The organism is Pseudomonas sp. TNT2022 ID642 (genome assembly GCF_028656995.1).
In the GTDB taxonomy this organism is placed as follows: domain Bacteria; phylum Pseudomonadota; class Gammaproteobacteria; order Pseudomonadales; family Pseudomonadaceae; genus Aquipseudomonas.
The window spans coordinates 1-18325 of the sequence record NZ_JAMDGW010000034.1 but is presented as its reverse complement, the minus strand read 5'-3'; the positions used below and the strand labels follow the sequence as shown (position 1 = coordinate 18325).

General features: G+C 62.6%; 12 protein-coding genes and 1 pseudogene. 3 read left to right on the top strand and 10 right to left on the bottom strand.

Annotation, left to right across the window (positions count from 1 at the left end):
• Position 1 precedes the first annotated feature (1 nt).
• From M5G26_RS26180 to M5G26_RS26135, 10 genes are all read right to left on the bottom strand, one after another.
• Positions 2-805: a hypothetical protein gene (locus tag M5G26_RS26180; RefSeq protein WP_273916874.1), complete on the bottom strand. Its 804-nt coding sequence runs from the start codon at positions 803-805 to the stop codon at positions 2-4.
• Entirely contained in the window at positions 786-2492 is a 1707-nt protein-coding gene (locus tag M5G26_RS26175) for a GspE/PulE family protein (protein ID WP_273916873.1), read from the bottom strand. The genes M5G26_RS26180 and M5G26_RS26175 overlap by 20 nt, the downstream gene beginning before the upstream one ends.
• Before the next feature lie 81 nt (positions 2493-2573).
• Positions 2574-3104, bottom strand: a complete 531-nt coding sequence (locus M5G26_RS26170) for a response regulator (RefSeq protein ID WP_273916872.1) — start codon at positions 3102-3104, stop codon at positions 2574-2576.
• A 219-nt stretch (positions 3105-3323) separates the two neighbouring features.
• Complete coding sequence (locus M5G26_RS26165) at positions 3324-4085, bottom strand: peptidylprolyl isomerase (RefSeq protein ID WP_273916871.1); 762 nt, start codon at positions 4083-4085, stop codon at positions 3324-3326.
• A 15-nt stretch (positions 4086-4100) separates the two neighbouring features.
• Entirely contained in the window at positions 4101-5651 is a 1551-nt protein-coding gene (locus tag M5G26_RS26160; RefSeq protein ID WP_095047579.1) for an ABC transporter substrate-binding protein, read from the bottom strand.
• A 9-nt stretch (positions 5652-5660) separates the two neighbouring features.
• On the bottom strand, positions 5661-6281 hold the full coding sequence (locus M5G26_RS26155) for an SCO family protein (protein WP_273916870.1): 621 nt from the start codon (positions 6279-6281) through the stop codon (positions 5661-5663).
• Positions 6278-6928, bottom strand: coding sequence for an SCO family protein (locus tag M5G26_RS26150; RefSeq protein ID WP_150693386.1), 651 nt, complete (start codon positions 6926-6928; stop codon positions 6278-6280). Before M5G26_RS26150 ends, M5G26_RS26155 begins: the two co-directional genes overlap by 4 nt.
• Before the next feature lie 14 nt (positions 6929-6942).
• A complete protein-coding gene (locus M5G26_RS26145; RefSeq protein WP_273916869.1) occupies positions 6943-8865 on the bottom strand; it encodes a YncE family protein in 1923 nt (640 codons plus the stop codon).
• A gap of 373 nt (positions 8866-9238) precedes the next feature.
• Complete coding sequence (gene mnxG / locus M5G26_RS26140; protein ID WP_273916867.1) at positions 9239-15073, bottom strand: manganese-oxidizing multicopper oxidase MnxG; 5835 nt, start codon at positions 15071-15073, stop codon at positions 9239-9241.
• 200 nt (positions 15074-15273) lie between these two features.
• Positions 15274-15882: a lytic transglycosylase domain-containing protein gene (locus tag M5G26_RS26135; protein WP_093439292.1), complete on the bottom strand. Its 609-nt coding sequence runs from the start codon at positions 15880-15882 to the stop codon at positions 15274-15276.
• A gap of 206 nt (positions 15883-16088) precedes the next feature.
• On the opposite strand from M5G26_RS26135, the gene gspG reads away from it, so the two are divergent.
• The 3 genes and pseudogenes from gspG to M5G26_RS26120 all read left to right on the top strand — a co-directional run bounded on the left by gspG (position 16089) and on the right by M5G26_RS26120 (position 18281).
• Entirely contained in the window at positions 16089-16517 is a 429-nt protein-coding gene (gspG, locus tag M5G26_RS26130; RefSeq protein ID WP_134174171.1) for a type II secretion system major pseudopilin GspG, read from the top strand.
• A gap of 14 nt (positions 16518-16531) precedes the next feature.
• Positions 16532-17719 carry a type II secretion system F family protein gene (locus M5G26_RS26125; protein WP_273916863.1) on the top strand — a complete coding sequence of 396 codons (1188 nt, stop codon included), beginning with the start codon at positions 16532-16534 and terminating at the stop codon, positions 17717-17719.
• Between the two features lie 74 nt (positions 17720-17793).
• Positions 17794-18281: pseudogene (locus M5G26_RS26120) on the top strand (hypothetical protein).
• Positions 18282-18325 lie beyond the last annotated feature (44 nt).

The window sequence follows — 18325 nt, the reverse complement described above, 5'->3', positions numbered from 1 at the left end:
GTCAGGCCACCGCCCGGGACATGACGTACAAGCCGTCACGCACGTTCATCGCGTCGTCTTCAAGGGTGCGCAGTTGCACACCCGCCACGTCCGGATGCGCATCGAGGCGCGCCGGGGCATGCAGATAAACGTTGAACGCGCGTTCGCTGGTCGAGGCTTGCAGCTGCCGTTCGCGACCGATCAGGGCATTCAACGCGGCATCGCTGTCGCTGCCGCCCACTGAGCGCACACCGGCCCAGCGCCCGTCCCTTGCGAGCAACAACACGCTGCGTTGCGGCTCGGCGACGATAAAGAGGAAGTCACCGGCATCGAGGCTTTTGTCGAAGCGGTTGAACGCCGCCATCAGGTACGGCTGCACCGAGCGCAGGCGCAAACCGCGACCGCTGACCAGCACCCGCAAGCGTTCAAGCAAGTCTTGAGGCAAGGCACTGGCGATGCGGTCGTAACCGGCCGGCTCCGCAGACAGCACCAGACTCCACGGCTGGGTCGGCGCACCGAACAGGTCTTCGAAACACAGTTGGGCGAAACCACGCAGTTCTTCCGGGCTGCTGATCTGCGCGCTCCATGGCACCAGGCAGAAGCGGCTGAAGTGCCCGGAGATGACCACGCTCAATTCGGCACCTGCGCGGGCGTGTTCACCGAGCAGGCGATCGAGGGTATCCAGCGCCACCGCGTAGCTCTGGAAGCCTTCGTCGATGTAACCGACGCTGCCCAGCCACAGGGTGTCGCTACCGCGCCGCTGACCGAGGCCAACACCGCTGGCGCCGAGCACGGCGACAAAACGCTCACGCGATAAAAGTGACACGATTGATCTCCTCCAGCGTGGTGCGACCTTGTTCCACCAGCTCCAGCGCCGATTCGCGCAGCAGGCGCAAACCACGGGCACAGGCCAGGGCTTTGATTTGTTTGATCGGTTGGCGCTCGACGATCATCTGGCGCAGCTCGTCGTCGAGGTGCAGCAACTCGGCAATCGCCGTGCGCCCGCGATAACCGCTGCCCCGGCAGTGGCCGCAGCCTTTGCCGTGGACGAAGTGGTAGTGATCGACTTTCTGCGGATCGAGGCCCGAGGCGCGCAGCTCTTCATCGCTTGGGTTGACCGGTGCGCTGCAACTGGCGCACACCAGCCGAATCAGGCGCTGGGCGAGAATCGCGTTGAGCGCCGAGACCAGGCTGTAGGGGTCGATTTCCATTTGGGTGAAGCGGCCAATCACGTCGAAAACGTTGTTGGCGTGGATGGTGGTGAACACCAGGTGGCCGGTGAGCGCCGATTGCACGGCGATCTGCGCGGTGTCCGGGTCACGGATTTCGCCGACCATGATCTTGTCCGGGTCGTGGCGCAGGATCGAGCGCAAACCCCGGGCGAAGGTCAGGCCTTTTTTCTCATTGACCGGGATTTGCAGCACCCCCGGCAGTTGATATTCGACCGGGTCTTCGATGGTGATGATCTTGTCCACGCCGTGGTTGATCTCGGTGATCATCGCGTACAGCGTGGTGGTCTTGCCGCTGCCGGTCGGGCCGGTGACCAGGACCATGCCGTAGGGTTCGGCGGCGAGCCGGCGCAACTGGCGCAGGGTTTCGTCCTCAAAGCCCAGCGCCTGCAATTGCACACCGCAGACCTTGTCGGCCAGATCCTGTTTGTCGAGTACCCGCAGCACCGCGTCTTCGCCAAAGATGCTCGGCATGATCGACACACGGAAGTCGATCTGGCGGCCGCTGATGCCAATCTTGAAACGACCGTCCTGCGGCACGCGTTTTTCGCCGATGTCCAGTTCAGCCATGACCTTGACCCGCGAAATCACCTGCTCGGCGAACTCGTTGCCCTGGACTTTGCTGATGTTATTGAGCACACCGTCGATGCGGTACTTGATCACCAGACCGTGGCCGGTAGTGCCGAGGTGAATGTCGCTGGCGTGCATTTTCAGCGCGTCGTAGAGGGTCGAGTTGACCAGTTTCACCACGCTGCTGGCGTCTTCGCTGATGCTGGTCAGCGACAGGCTTTGCAGGGTGTCGATTTCGTGGTGGGTATCGCCTTGGGCGTTCAGCGATTCGACGGCGTGGAAGCTTTCTTCGTGACGGGCCAGATAGGCTTTGAGGTCATCGGCGTGCACCAGATGCAGCGGCGCTCCGTGCAGGCAGTCATCGATCCAGGCCAGCCGCGCCGGGTCGAAGGGGTCGGCAAACACGCCGATGACCTCGTCGTTGTGGCGCAGCAGGATGAATTCACGTTTGAGGCATTGTGCGAGGGTGACCCGGTCAAACACCGGCGTCGCTTGAAACAGGCTGTCGGTGTCGAGCACCGGGTAATGCAGGGTGGCGCCGAGGGTGTGAATGAACGGCATCGGCGCCAGTTCACAGAGTACGCCAAGGGCTTCAAGCACGCGTTCGCCGGAGGTGGCGGCCCGCGCCCGGGCCTGGGCAAGCTGTTCACTGGAAAAGCGTTCCGGCGCGCTCGGCGCCAGCAGAGGTTCGACGACAACGGACAGACGTTCCATGGCTTGCTCTCCAACCGGGGCTTGGTGCCCTGTCGGCGCGGCAAACCTTGGCGGCAAGTGCCGGAACGTCTGATCGCGCCATTACTCCCCGGTGAGCATTTGATCGTCGTCCGGCGCCATGGATTGCGACTGCCGTCGCCGATCCGCCAACACCCAACTGCCATCGTACAACTGCAACGGGAAGCTCTCGGTCCTGCTCTGGCGTCGTTCGACGAAGCCCTCGGAAGGGCTCGCACCGGGTTTCGCTTCGCGCTTGATGCCCAGAAGGTCGCAGACAGCTCGGGCCAGTTCCGCCAATGGAAACGGTTTGAACAGGATGTGGCTGACTTGCAGTTGCCGCGCCCGCTCACAGACTTCAGCGGTGGGGTGACCCGTTATCAGCACAAAATTACACGTCCTGTTCTGGCGGACCGCGTCGAGCACCTCAAAGCCTTCCATATCGGGCAAGCGGTAATCGAACACCAGCACGTCGGGGGCAAACGTTTCGGCCATACCGATACCCGTCGCTCCGTCATGTGCAATCCGGACGTCCAGCCCCTGCGCCGACAGATAATCCTGAAGATTCTGTGCAAGCAGCTGTTCGTCTTCGACAACCAGTACTTTGTTAACCAAGGTCGACTCCTTGAAACAGCAGGTCCGATGACCCCGCCCTGAGAGTGCGCCTTACCAGGGGTAACGCACACTTCATGCCAGGCTGAGTGCCGGTAATTTTATCTCTTCATGTCCTTGAATTTAATGACAATGCCCGCTCGTCCCGGTACCCCGTTCCCCAGAAACGGGGAAGCACCTGAATGGGCATCGAAGCCATTCCCCACTATTGGGGGGGAACCTTCAGTCGTCGTCAATTCGTTCGATCCTGTTCTGCACCCGTAATTGCGCGAGCACTTGGCGACGAGCCTGGGTCTGTTGCTGTCGGGCGAGCTGTGCCCTGACTGTATCCAGCCCCTGCAAATCTGGGACATCGGCGGCCTCCAGGTGGTTCGGCAAATAAATCACATGCCAGCCGAACGGTGAGCGCACCGGTTGGCTGGCAAACGTCGCGGCCTCGGCAATCGGCGCGCGCATTTGCATCAAGCGTAGACGCGCTGCGGCGACTGTGGCTGTATCCGCTTGCGCGGGCACACGGATCAGCAGGTGGCGGGGTTGCAAGGTATTGGCGCGGATCAGCTCGGCAAACATCTGCTGCGCCGCCATTTCCCGGCGGGTGTACTCGGTGAAGGACGCTTCGTCGAAACCGGCGTCCTGCAAGCGGCGGACGAATTTATCCGTGCCGCCGATAGCGCTGCGGGTCTGCTCGACTTGCTGAAGCACCACTTGATCGTCGATCTGCACCCCGCGCTTTTGCGCTTCCTGCCACAGCAGCTCTTTGTCGATCAGCGCTTGCAGTGCTGCCTGGCGCAGCTGTTTATAGGCTTTGGGATTACGAATGCTCGCCACGGCGCGGCCCTGATCTTCCAGGTATTCGGCAAAGAAACGCTCAAAGCGAAACCCGGAAATCTCCTCGCCGTTGACTCGCGCCACGGCCGGTTCGTTATTGGCCCACGCCAGCGGCAGCCAACAGGTCAGCAGCATTATCAGCGTTGTGAGCTTCATGATCGGGCCCTCCATTCAGGGGCTGGCAACAATCGGTTTATAGGGTGCGACCAGATAAAAGCGCTGATCGGGCAAATCCACGGTGACCACATGGGCGCCGCTCAAGCCCAGGCGTCGGCCGGGGCCAAAGCTGAGGCGCGGAGTCAGGCCGGTGTCGAAGTCGTGCAGACCTTCCAGCGCCGTCACCAGTTTTTCGCGGCTGGCGTCGCGGCCGGCCTGTTTCATGCCTTCGCTGAGCAGCAACATCGAGGCGTAGGCGCCGACTTGCAGCACCGCATGCTCGGCGCCGAGGCCCTGGCCTTCGCGCAGCAGCGTCAGGGCCATGCGCCCGGTCTGGGTCCAGTCGCTGGGCACGAACGGATAGGCGAGAAACACCCGTCTGGTGAATCCGTCGGGCACTTGCAGCAGATCCCCGGCCACCTGGCTTGAAGCGGCGAACAGATAAGGCACTTGCCCGGCGCTTTGCAGGCGCGTCGCCAGACGACTGAAGCCGCCGCCAGTGCCCAGATAAAACACCGAACGCGACCCCAGCGGTAGCGCATCCGCCGTCGGGTCGTAGGCTTGCAGTTGGACTTTTTGCCAGCCGTGATCCTGCAAATACTGGCCGAGGTTTTGCGCGGCCAGCGTTTGTGCAGGGTCATCCGGATAGGCAATCAGCGTCGGCCCTTGCAGCACACGCAGGCTTGCCGTGGCGTAATCGGCCAGCGCGATCAGTTGCTCGCGCAAGCCCGGTAGCGGCTCGAAAATCTGCGGACTGGCCTGCACCGCCCCAAGCAACGACAAGGCGCCGATCAGCGGCACGCCGGCCTGTTCCAGGCGCGGCCCCAGTTCACTGTCGAGGGCCGGTGCCAGCGGCGCGATCAGGGCGAACACCTGTTCCTGCTCAATCAACTGTCGCAGGGCTTGTTCGGCACTGGCGCGATCCGGGCCGGGGTCGATCACTGTCAACCGCAACTGCCGACCATGAATGCCACCGGCCTGGTTGATCCGCGCGACGCTGCCATTGAGCACCGCTGCCACTGTCGCGCCCTCCTCGGCCAACGGGCCTTGGCTGGGCAGCAAGGTGCCCAGGTGCAAGGTCTCGGCATCGAGGCCGGGGTCACGCTCATCGGCGAGGCGTTTGAGATAGGCGGTAAGGTTGCGCTGATCCTTCATCGACAGCACAAAGCGCGGCATGCTCGGGTCGAGACGATTGTGGCCGGGGTCGCGGCCCTGCTCGATGGCAATGGCCAGAGTGCTTTCGCTGTAGGCCGGATAGCTGCGCCCGTTGACCTGTTGCTGGCCATACGTGCTGGTCAGCCGCGCCCAGTTCAGCGGCGGCGGACGCACCCCGCCTTCGGGTCGCCCGAGGCCATCGGCGCCGTGGCAATTTGCGCACGGCAGGCTGGTTGCCGGCAGCAACATATCCGCCGCGCCAACCCGCGCCATGATCGCTTCGCCGCTAGCTGACAGGCCTTGGCGGTACAGGCGCTTGCCTGCCGCTTCCTCCGCAGTCAGCGGTGCAGCGCTCGCGCCAAGGCTGACGCCAGCGAGCAGGATCAGGGCGAGTACACCGCTCAGGTTCATGGCGCGAACTCAGCGGCCAGCCACGGGCATTGTCAGCAACTGCAAGCGCTGGGCAATGGCGGCGGCCGGGGCGTCGGGACGGATCTTGCTCCAGCGTTTATTGGCGACATCGCCGACGATCAACTGCGTGGAATGCTGCTCGGGCGTCGGCACGATCTGGCCGATGCGGCTCAATACCAGGTCCATCTGCGTTTTGTCGCCAGTAAGAAAAAGCCAATGAGGGTCATCGGAACCCTGCTTCAAGGTGTAAGCCTTGAGCACCGCCGGCGTGTCGCGCAGCGGGTCACTGGTAAGGGAAATAAAGGTGATGTCCTGCGCCTTGTCGCCCAACAGCTCGCGGACTTCCTTGAGCTTTTGGGTGATCAGCGGGCAGGCATCGTTGCAACTGGTGAAGATCACGTTGAGCAGCACTATGCGGTTTTGCAGCGCGTCGCTGTAGAAGCGCAGGGTCTCGCCGTTCTGATCCTGCAACGGCGTGTCGGTGAACCAGGTTTTCGCGTCGTGGGTGCCTTTGGCCGGCGCGGCAGCCACAGCGGCTGGCGGCTCGGAGACGTGGCCTTCGTGGGCGAACGCGACGTTACCAAGAATCCAGAAACACACGGTCAGGGAGATCCAGTCGAGCGTTCTCATGGCTGCTGCTCCATGGCGATGGCGGTGTGTTTGGCGTGGGTGCGCAGGCCGCTGAGTTTTTCCACTTCCTTGGCCAGTAGCGCCGGATCAGTGAAGCCGTAGTAGCGCATCCAGTGGCGGCTGTCGCCGTCGCCGACGAGGATCAGCGGTTGATGACTCTTCAGGTCGCCGCTGAAACTGCCGAGGCCCTTGAGGGTTTCATTGATCGACTGCGGCGAGCCGGTCAACCAGCTCCAGCCCGGCCCGCGCTGGAAGGTACGGGCATAATCCTGCAGGCGTTTCGGGTCGTCGCGCTGCGGGTCGATGCTGATTGAGACCAACTGCACTTCGCTGCCGACTCGTGCGCCGAGCTGTTTCTGCACCTTGCCCATGATCGACGAGACCACCGGGCACACCGTGGTGCAACTGGTGTAGATAAAGCTCATAACGACGATTTTGCCCTGCACCAAGTCTTGTTCGAGGCGCACGGTTTTACCGTTCTGGTCGAGCAGCGGCACGTTGGCGAATTTCACCTGGGCGTGTTCCTGGGTGTTGCTGGCCGGGGCTTTGTGTCCGGCGTGTTCGTCGGCCGAATGAGCGTGGACTTGTTGAATGCCAAGGCTCAACAGGCACAGGGTCAACAGGCCAGTGGATGCAAATCGGTTCATGTCGAAACTCCTCTTCAACGGGCCTGGCCGGGGGCTACCCGAACACTGGCAAAGGTCTTGTCATCGAAACCGGCACCCAGCGACGCCGCGCGCACATGCAGATACCAGGCGCCGCTGCGGTCGAGGGTGATTGGCGCCTCGTACACGCCATCGGCGACTTCCAGCGCCGCCACTTCGCGGGGGTGCGAGGTGGGCGCGAGGTAGTAGCGCAGTTGCACGTCCTTGACGCCGCTGCGCTGGGTTTTGTCTTTGCCTTGAACGATGCGGAAACGCACGACGTACGGGTCGTTGAGTGCCACGGCAGTCTTGTCGAGGAGGAACTCGACTTTCGGCTGGCCGAGGTGTTTTGCCACGGCGCCATTGGTTTCGATCTGCGCAGTGAAGCAGTGAATGATGTTCGGTTGATTGAGCAGGAACGCCACGTCGAAGCGCCCCGCCGCCGGCAGCTTCACCCGCGCGCTGTAGAGCCCCGGCGAGACTTCGCGCAGGCTGCGATCGATAACCATGGCGGCGCGTGCGATCTGGCCACGGTTGGGGTAACCGGACATCGGCGCGTTCATGCCTTCGGCGTAGAAATAGGTGGTGTTGTCGACCGGGTTGACCACGAACACCGCGTTGTCGTCGCGCGACACCGCCAGGCTTGAGGCCAGCGGCAAATCCCCCGCCAGGCGCGGCGCTTGCGGGCCGGCCTCGAAGCCTTGACTGATCGGTTGGCGGCCCTCTCCGAGGGAGGACAGGTTGATCATGGTGACTTTCGGTGAAGCGAGTCCGCGGATATAGGCGTAGGCCTGGGTAAACACCACTTGGTAGGGTTCGGCGCTGACGTCGAGGTCGTGGATCGCGCTGTTGGTCGCGGCATCGATGACGCTGGCGCGGTTTTCCACGGTGTTGAGCACTACACCGAAGCGGCCGTCGGCGCTGAAGCCCATCGGGCCGAGGCCTTGCTGCAGTTTGATCACCCGGCGGATGGCGTGGGTGCTGGCGTCGATCACGGTGACGGTGCCGTCCTTGCCATCGGCCACATACACCGCGCCGGACAGCGCTGAGTAGGCGACTGACAAGGGATGAGAGCCGGTTTTGATCTGCTGGACGATGTTCAGGCTGGCGATGTCGATAACGCTGACGGTGCCGTCGTCGCGGTTGCTGACGAAGGCAAAACGGCTGTCCTTGCTGAAGCTGATTTCGTGGTGGCCGCGACCGGTCGGCAGATGTTTGAGAGGTTTGAGGCTTTGGCTGTCGATCACCGTGACGCCGGAGTCTGCGGCTTTGCTGGCGTTGTTGCCGACCCACAGCAGGCGTTCATCCGGTTGCAGCGCCACGCGCACCGGTTCGCTGCCGGCCTTGATCGAAGCGAGAACCTTGAATTGTTCGCTGTCGATGACGGCCACTTCGCCTGCCGTTGGCATCGAGACGAACACGCGTTTGTTGTCTTTTGGGGTGACCCAATCCATCGGTGGTTGCTTGAGTTCGATCCGCGCGAGGGTGCTGGTGATGCCGCCCACTGACACCGACGGATCGACCACGGCGATGCTGGCGTCGCGGTTCATCACCAGCAGGAAATAGCTGTTGAGGTCGAGCAACGGCCGCGCGCCGATGTTGGACTTGAGAAACACGCCGACCCGGGCTTTGCAGCTCTTGTCGCGGCCCTGGGCTTTATCGGCGGCGAGGGTTTGCGGATCGACCCAGGCGCCCGGCGCTACCCCGGACAACGGCTGGCCGGAAGCGCTGTCAGTGACGTGGAACTGCACATCGGCGAATTCGCCTTCGCGCAGTTTACCGTCAGCGGCCAGTGGCTTGAGGTTGAAATCCACCGCCACGCCGTCGCGGGCCAACGTCTGAGTCACGCCGGTTTGCGCCAGCGCAATCTCACTCAGCGTCAACAACGCCCCGGCCGTAACCAGGGCGCAAATACCGATGATGTTGATGATCCTGTTCATACCACCCTCCCCTGTAACATTCACTTCCAACCACTGCCGCCCTCACTGCCTACCCTCACCCCTCTGTAGGAGTGAGCCTGCTCGCGATGGCGTCATCCGCCTCACCATCCGAAACCGAGTTGTCCCGATCGCGAGCAGGCTCACTCCTACATGGGATTTGCATTCATGCCGCAATCTCATTGCCACACCTGGCCCTTTGTGGGAGCTGGCTTGCCAGCGATGGCGTCCTTCCTGTCACATCAATTGCGCCTGCGCCGCCGTCATCGCTGGCAAGCCAGCTCCCACAGGTTTTTTATCCAGCCCGTCAAACTCACTGGCACCCCAGCTCCCACAAGGATTTGCATCCACAGGGATATTGTCGTTGCACCTATTTCTACTGCCCCTGCGGTGCCGGTTCCGGTTCGTTGGTCACCCGCAATAATCCCCATAACCCGGAGGTGTTGCCGTAGGCGCCGTAGTCGCGGAACAGGTAATCCCCCGGGATTGCATTACTGCCGCCGGCGCTCGGGATCATGAAGCTGAAGTGCGCGGCCGGCAGGATGCTTTCGTGGGCGCCGATGTACATCGACATCGGGTTGTAGCCGAAGCGCACCGAGCCCACGCCCGGCGTGCCCATCGGATAACCCCCGGTGTCGCTCTTCTCGGCCTGGAACGGATTGACCGACCAAACATGCCCGTCGAGCTGGAACGTGGTGCCACGACTGCCACCGCTCGGCATCAAAATATGCGTACGGAACGGCTGCCCCGGTTTGGCATACAGCACTGGCGTCTGCGGATCTCCACCGACCAGCGCGTTGCTGTAAGCCATGTGCGCGTTGACCATGTCGCCATAACCCGCGCCATCGGCATGCCCGAACGGAGCATCCGGGGCGAGGCCGAAGCGATACCACAGCGGTTCGGTCTTGTAGTTGATCGCCATGCTCGAGTTGTCCTGCGGGTCGGTCGGCACACCGAAGCCCTCAGCGGCAATCCCTTCCACCGGCCGGCCATTGGCCCAACGGGTGTTCAACGCCTTGTGCCAGACCATCGCGAAGTCGCGGTAGCTGGTTTGCCCAGGCGCCGTAACCGTGGCGTTGACCTTGCGCGCATCGTCGACCCAGGTCGCGCCGATCGGCAGGATACTCATCGCCCCGCCAAGACCTTTTTGCGGCTGCTTGATCACGTCCGCCGGGGTGATGTTCAAACCACCGAACTCGACCGCCGTGGCATTGATGTTGTCGACGCTGCGGCCCAGTTGCGTCACCGGTTTGCCTTCACGCTCCAGGTGCCCGGCGTAGTACTGATAGGTACGGGTCGGGTACGCGCCGCTGTTGCCGACACGCGGTGGCACGGTCTGGATCGGGTTGGCGCCGACGTTGGCGCCGTCGGACTTGGTGATGTCGTACGCCAGCAACTGCGCGTGCAGACCGACGTGGCTGGACGGCCGCATCAGGTTGTTGCTGAAGGTGGTCGAGCCCAGGCCGCTGTTGCGATCACGTTTGACCATGCCCTGCATCACCGCAGTCTGGGTCAGGTCAGGCATGACGCTCGGCAAACGGTTTTCCAGAGTGATGTTGATACAGTCCCCTGCCGCCGCACGCAACACCAGCGGTTCGACCGGGATGCCGGGTTTCAGCTTGCCACTCACCGGATCGAGATCGGATTTACGCACATAGAGGATCGCGGTCGGATCATGCAGCGGCCCGCTCTGTCCGCCAATGGTGATGGTTTCGCCATCCTCCGGATCGGTCACGGTGACTTGTGGAATGCTCACCGTGCGCGAGTTCAGCACCAGGGTGCCGCCCGCCGGATTCAGCGGCCCGCCGACATGTTGACCAAGCCCTTCGGGATCACCGATGGTCAGGCCCAGCGTATTGCCGAGGATGTCATTAGCCAGCGCTGCGACCACTTCATAGTTGCGCTGCACGGTTGGCCGGGTGCCAATGCCGTTAGGGTTGGCGCCATAACGCGGGCAACTGCCCTCGAACGCCACGGTGTTGCGCATGCCCGCCGGGCTCGGGTTGTTGGGGATGGCGAACAGGTCGGCGCGTTTGGCGGTGTAGTTGCGCATCACGCCCCAGATACCGCTCCAGTAGCCTTCGATCGAAGCGTCCATCGAGTACAGATAATCACCCGTGGTCGCCGCCGAACTGGACAGCATCGACACCGGCGCAATGAAGCCCATCTGCTCGGAGATACCGATCATTTGCGACGCGCGCCAGCCGGAGTTGGAGCTGTTGCCGAAACCGGAACCGCTCTGCAGCCATTTCACACCGTGCAGGGTGACGTTGTGCTCTTCTTCATGGCCGCCGGCATGCACCCGCAGCCGCACGTTGTCGCCGGTGTAAGTACGCAGCATCGGCGTGAACGGATCGCCCGGTTCGGCGCCGCCCTTGTTGATGTGCGGCGGGAACAGCGTGGTGCCGCCGGTTGGGCCGGTCGCCGAGGTGAGCAGATTCGGCGCCAGGTTCATCGCCGGGATCGCCCGGTCGGTACGGCTTTGCATGGCGAACGACAGATCGCCACCGAGGCCGTCGGCCTGCATGCCGCGCTTGCCGTCCGGACCGACCTTGTTCGGGTCGTACACGCGCAGAGCCAGCGGTTCGTTGCGATAGTTGACGACGAACATGCCCGGGTCATCCACCGAAATCGCCTGCGGACATGGCCGGCTCGGACAGCCCGGGACCTGACCGCCCTGCACTTCCAGTACACCTTCAAGCAAGTTGCTGGCGTTGTTGCGCACTGGCGGATTGATTGCGTAGCGGAAGCTGTCGGCGGTGGCCGGGAACGCTTGCGCATTCGGCACGCCGTTGGGGCCGGCACCAACATAGACGCCAGCTTCATAGGCGTGCTGGAAGTCGCTGTATTCGAGGAAGAACTCGCGGAAGCTGTCGTTCTTGCCATCGCCGTCGAGGTCGCCGGTGTTGATCACCGCTTGCCACGAGGTCGGGCCGCCATCCTGACGCGCGCCGCTGTACAACGGCTCGCCGGTTTCGGCGTGGAACCAGGTGGAACCGGCCGGCTCGGCAAGCACAGTCGCGTACAGTCCAATCTGCTGATGCGTCGATGGGCCTAAGTGGTCATGGGTGAAGATGGTGCCGAGGCCGCGATCGACGCCTTTGGCGTTGACCACCGGGTCGACGAACCAGCGCTGCATCGCTGTGCGCGCACCGAGCCAGTCAGCGCGGCCGTACTGACCGAAAAACGGATGGTTCTTGGCTTTCGGGCAGGCCTGAGTGCCGTCGCGCGGGTCGGTACCAGCGCACTGGTTAAACTCGCGGATCGCGTGAATGCGTTCCTGCACGGCGCCAGGCGAGAGCACGCCGTCCTCGTAGTTCCAGCCGTTGGACGAGCCGTCCGCCGAGGTCAAATCCCATTTCGGCAAGTGGATGTGCTGGCCGATCACATCGGTCGGCGTGCGCACCTGATAGTCGTCCATCTCATAGGTGGCCGGCACCAGGTTGGTTTGCTGGTATTGCACGCAATCGAAAGTGTTCATGCGCATCACCAGCGGCTCTGGTGGACGTTGCTTGGTGATCACCGGCCAGGCGTCTTCCCACAGCGCGAGAATGCGCGCCTGCGGAAAGTGATAACCGACCTTGTTGTACACCGCGTCGAACTGGATGTTGGCGGCTTTATAGATCCGTGGGCGGTCGGCGGTGAAGCTCGAGGCACCGACGAAGGACATGCCGTCGATGCGTTCACCGCTGGCGAATTCACCGCTACCGGCGCTGGCGGTCAGGCGTTTTTGCCGGTCATCCATGCACGGTTCGTAGTACGGCGCACCCGCCATCGGCAAGGCACCGTTGGTGCGGAACGCCTTGGCGACCACTTGATTGCCGGGCAGCAAGGCGTAGCTTGGGTGATCTTTTTTCGCGTGGAAAGCCATCGCCGCTTGTTCGACTTCGGTGCCTTCTTCCGGCAGGTAAATCGGCTTGGCACGGGTGACTTCCTTGGAGAAATCCAGCGAGGTGGTCACGGTGTGCGCTTCGCCACCCGCCGAGACGCCATCCAGTGCATGCCGTTGCAAGCCGCCATCCCAGCCACCGGATTGCGCCGGGTCAAGGTTGGCCCACAGCGCTTTGCCGCTGGCCTTGAGCGATTGCGCGGTGGCGGCGTCGAGCATGTCCAGCGGCGGGGTTGGCGGACGTTGGCCGACCGAACTTTCCATGCCGCCGATCCAGAATGGGTAGCCAGGGTTTTTCAGGCTGCCGTCGGCATTGCGGTTGGCTTCGCTGCGATCGACCAGCGCCAGCGAGCCGATGGCTTGACCGCCGGCGTTGCCGCCGTGGTGCTCGCCGTCGTCATCGCCCTCTTCTTCGTCATCGTCGTCATCATTGCCGGCGATCAGGGTTTCACCGATTTTCGGCACCACCACCACTTTGCCGGGCATCGGCGCCATGGCTTTGCCGGGCAGCGGCACGATGGCCGGAATCGGCGTGCCGGCGACGATTTCGCCGTCAGGCAAGGCGCGTGCCCCGGCCGCCGGTTTGCCGCTGCGCAAGGCGAACGGTTCGCTGTGATAGCCATCGGCGCCCTGCTGCGAAACATCCAGGCGGGTGCCCTCTTCGAAGACATCGTGCACCCGCCACATGGCCCACATGCCCTGGGCGAAGTGCGGGTAGAAATGGCAGTGATAGATCGCATCGCCGGCCACGCGGTTGCGGTTGCCCGAACCACCGTTGGCGATTTCATAGGTGTAACCGGCGCCTGGGCCAATGCCTTGCGCGTCGACGTAATCGGAATTGTCATCGTTGGGGTTGAACAGCCACTGATGGCCGTGCAGGTGGAAGATGTGTTGCTCGTGGCCATTGTGGGTATTGCGGAATTTGACGAAGTCGCCGATGTAGCTGTGGTTGACGTTCGACGGCTCCGACGGATACAGGGCCATGGTGGCTTTCACGCCGATCTGATCGGCGCGCGGTATCTGGCCGGGGGCGATGTTCTCAAGCCCGGTGTTGGCCGGCACATCCACCAGCATCGCCACATCGCCGACGGTGTGCGAGCTGAGGAAGAATTCTTCATAGGCGCACGACAGGCAATCGTGCATCGGCCCCACGCCCAAGCGGTTGGCGACCACTTCGGCGCCCATGCCGCCGGAGCCATAGTTGATCATGAACGAGTCGCGGGTCGGCTCCAGCACATGGGCCATCACCGGGTCGGCCCAATACGCCGGGAACGCTTGGGTGGCGGCGGTTTCATCCTGGAATTGCGAGGCGAAATCGCGGAACGCTTCGAGACGGTTGGGGATTGCCGGGTTGCGTTTTCCCACCGACTCCAGCGGGTAGGTGCTGGACGGGAAGCTGCCGTCGGCGTTGCTGCCCATGACAATCGCGTCGCTTTCGCTGGAGATGATTTCACTGCCCTCGACCATGTTGATGATCGGCGTTCCGGCCTTGCCTTCGCGCAACCACGGTTCGCGCTGTGGGTAGCGCGCCTGGTAATCAACGATCGGTTGGCCGGTGGGTGCGCGACCGGTGGTGGCCAAGCGCATTTCTTCTTCGGTGAGGGTATTGCGATAAGTGCGACCGCCCTTGGGCAGCACGACGACCTGGCCGAACAGTCCGTTGGCAACGTTGCCGGCCGCGCCCTCGCCGCCAAACGTTGCGCCACGGCTGCTCACGGCAAACGCGCCTTCACGTTCGGCGAACAAGGTATAGGAACGGCTCGCGCCGGGTGGCACCAGGGTGTTGGCGTTACGCCCGGTGAACGAAGAAATGTCATCGATGCTGTTCACCGCTTGCAGGCCGTTGACCTGGAAGCCGACGTGACGATCCGCCACCTGCTCATCGACTTTGAAGTCTTCGGCGCCGTTGGCGTTTTCCGCGCCTTCTTCTTCGCCCTCGTTTTCAAAGTGCTTGTTCGGGTTGGCCTGATAGTCGAGCAGGTTCTGCAGATTGATCGTCAGGCAATCGCCGGCCGCCACGCGTAACACCAATGGCCGTGGGCGCTTGTCCGGGCGCAGCGAGACTTTGCCCGGCACTGCGGCGCCGCCGTAAGCCAGCGACTGCTCATGTTCATCGACCACATCGCGGCGCAGGGCGAACATCATGCCGTTGATGTTCTGCGCACCGAGGCGGTTGAACATCAACGGTTGATCGAAGGCGACGACGTTGGCCACCAGGTTGCGCTCGCAACGCACGGCTGCACCGGCCAGTTCGACGCTGAGCATTGAGGCCAGAATCAGCAGCCAGTTAATCAGGGACGGTGCATGAGGAAAGCCAGCCATGATCAGGAACCTCGTAGTGGGTGCTCGTGGGAACACTTCTCGATAAATGCCTCGGAGCAATCCGCGTGCCACAAAAAATTGCATTAATGTTCAATCAGTTACCGCGACCACTTGAGAATCCGGGGAATATTCCCCACCCGTTTTCCCCACTTTTCGGGCCTCCATGGTTTGCCCCGAAAGTGGGGAAAACCGATTGGGGATTACAACGGCGCATCCATCGCCAGGCCCTGCAGACGCCGGTACTGACGCAACACATTCGGCACATAGCGCTGGGTTTCGGCGAACGGCGGAATCACCCGGCCACGGCTGAGCACCGCGTCGGGGCCGGCGTTGTAGGCCGCCACGGCAAGGGCGATGTCGTTGTCGAACAGGGTCATCAGACGCTTGAGGTATTTGGCCCCGCCCTGGATGTTGGCCTTGGGGTCGTAGACGTCGGTCACGCCCAGCTCGCGCGCGGTGTCGGGCATCAACTGCATCAGCCCGCCCGCGCCTTTGGCTGAGGTCGCGCCGGGGTTGTAATGCGACTCGGCGTTGATCACCGCGTGCAGCAGCGCTTCGGGCAATTGATTGACCTTGGCTGCCGCCGAGACCAGTTCCGCATAAGGCTGATTAGCGATCATTTGCGGCTGTTGATCGAGGCTGGCCACAGGCATTTCAGCCTCGTGGATCACCCGTTCGTAGGTACGTCCGGGCCGGTGAACGTTGGACAGTACATAGCTGCCCTTGGCGTCCACCGAGATGAACACATCGGCCTGCGCGGCGCCGCTGAGCAGCACACAACCGAGCAATCCGCTGGCAAGGAATTTCATGTCGGGCCTCCCCGGATCGACCCCGATAAATTGGGGGAAATGCCCCAATGGCCGATCACGTTTGAGCCATACGCAAGCACTGTGCCGACTCTTGAAATGCCCGGTTTTCAAGGGTTGCAGCCAATCAGGTGATTTTCAGTGGGGGCTGAGCATGGCAATTGCATAAGCCCTTCTGGCGACACGGCTGCCACTCACGGGAGGTCATCATGAAGCTGCAATTTCGTCCGCGTGGCCAACGCGGTTTTACCCTGCTCGAATTGCTCGTGGTGCTGGTGGTGCTTGGCCTGTTGGCCGGGATCGTCGCGCCGAAATACTTCGCCCAACTCGGTCGCTCCGAAGTGAAAGTGGCCAAGGCGCAAATCGAAGGGCTGAGCAAGGCACTGGATTTGTATCGACTGGAAGTCGGCCACTACCCGTCCACCGAACAGGGCTTGCAAGCCTTGGTGATCGCGCCGAGTGACGAGGCGAAATGGACCGGCCCGTACTTGCAGAAAAAACTGCCGCAGGATCCGTGGGGGCGTAATTACGCTTACCGCTATCCCGGCGAAAACAGCGAGTACGACCTGCTGTCGATGGGCAAGGACGGCCAGCCCGGTGGCGAAGGCGAAAACGCTGAAGTAACCAATTGGCAGTGAGCGGAGCGCGGCCCATGCGATTTCATGTGAAAGCAGTCGGCAAGGCGGGCGTGGTGTCCTTGAGTGTGGAGGCGCCGGGTGACAGCGAGGCGCGGCGCATTGCCGAGGATCAAGGTCTGCGTGTGCTCAGTTCGCACGCCGACAAGCATTGGCGTTCGCTGAAACTGCGCCAGCGCGAGACCTTCAATCTGGTGTTGTTCAGCCAAGAGCTGACCACGCTGCTCAATGCCGGCCTGCCGTTGATCGATGCGCTGGAAAGCCTCGCCGAAAAAGAAACCGCCCCCGCCGCCCGCAAAACCTTGAGTGAACTGGTGCGCCTGCTCTACGAGGGCAAATCCTTCTCACAGGCGTTGGGCCAATTATCGGCAGTGTTCCCGCCGCTGTACGTGGCGCTGGTACAGTCCAGTGAGAAGACCGGCGCGGTCGGCGATGCGCTGGGCCGTTATGTCAGTTATCGCCAGCGCATGGACGAGGTGCGGCAGAAGATCATCAGCGCCTCGATCTACCCGATGCTGTTGCTGATCGTCGGCGGTGGCGTGGTGCTGTTCTTGATGGGCTATGTGGTGCCGCGCTTCAGTCTGGTGTTTGAAGGGTTGGGCAATAACCTGCCGTGGCTGTCGCAGGTGTTGATGAGCAGCGGCATGTTTCTGCATGCGCATCAGGCTGAATTCTTCGGTGCGCTGGCAGCGATTGTCATCGCCCTCGCCGTGCTGCAAAAGCAACCGGCGTTTCGCCGTGGGCTGGATCGGCTGGTGGAGAAACTGCCGGCGGTGCATCAACGGATTTTCATGTATGAGCTGGCGCGCTTTTATCGGTCGCTGGGGATTCTGCTGCAAGGCGGGATTCCGCTGGTGACGGCCATGGGCATGGTGCGCGGTTTGCTCACCGTGGCTTCACGGGTGCGGCTGGACCAGGCCTGCGAGCGGGTGCGCGAGGGGCAATCGCTGTCTACCGCGCTGGAACTCAATAGCTTGGTGACACCGGTGTCCCTGCGCCTGCTGCGCGCCGGTGAACAGTCCGGCAACCTCGGGCAGATGATGGAGCGCAGCGCTGATTTCTACGACGAGGAAATCAGCCGCTGGCTGGAGTGGTTCGTGAAGTTGTTCGAACCGCTGCTGATGACCTTCATCGGCCTGCTGATCGGGGTCATCGTGATCCTGATGTACATCCCGATTTTCGAACTGGCGTCGAGTATTCACTGACTCCGGGAACGGGTCCGGTCCCTGCAACAACGCACTTTTACGTTCCCAACAAAACCACAAAGACGGAGAACGATATGCACATTAAAAAGCTCGTGCTCGCAATGGCCATCGGCGCAGTTCTGTCAGCGTCCATCGTGCTGATTCCAGATAGCCTTTCCGGCATTTCCAGTGTTCAGGCCAAGGAAGGTGGCAGTGGTGGTGGAGGGAGTGGCGGCGGAAGTGGCGGGGGGGGGGGGGGGGTGGCGGTGGCGGCAATGGTGGTGGACACGGCGGCAGTGGCAATGGCGGAAGTGGCCACGGTGACGGCGGCAGTGGTCACAGCGGCGGCGGCCAGGGCTCCGGACACGCCGGCAACTCCGCCTCCTCAGGACGCAACGGCACCCACGCCGAACCAGGCGATGACCGCGGCGTGCACCGGGCAGGCGAAGTCGGCGACGACCATGGCGTCCATCGCGCGGGTGAAGTCGGTGACGACCGGGGCCTGCATGCAGCTGGCGAACCGGGGGATGATCGTGGCGTACATGTCGGCGGCGAGCCGGGCGATGACAAGCGCGCCAACTGATCCATCCTGAAACACCGCAACCCTTGTGGGAGCTGACTTGCCAG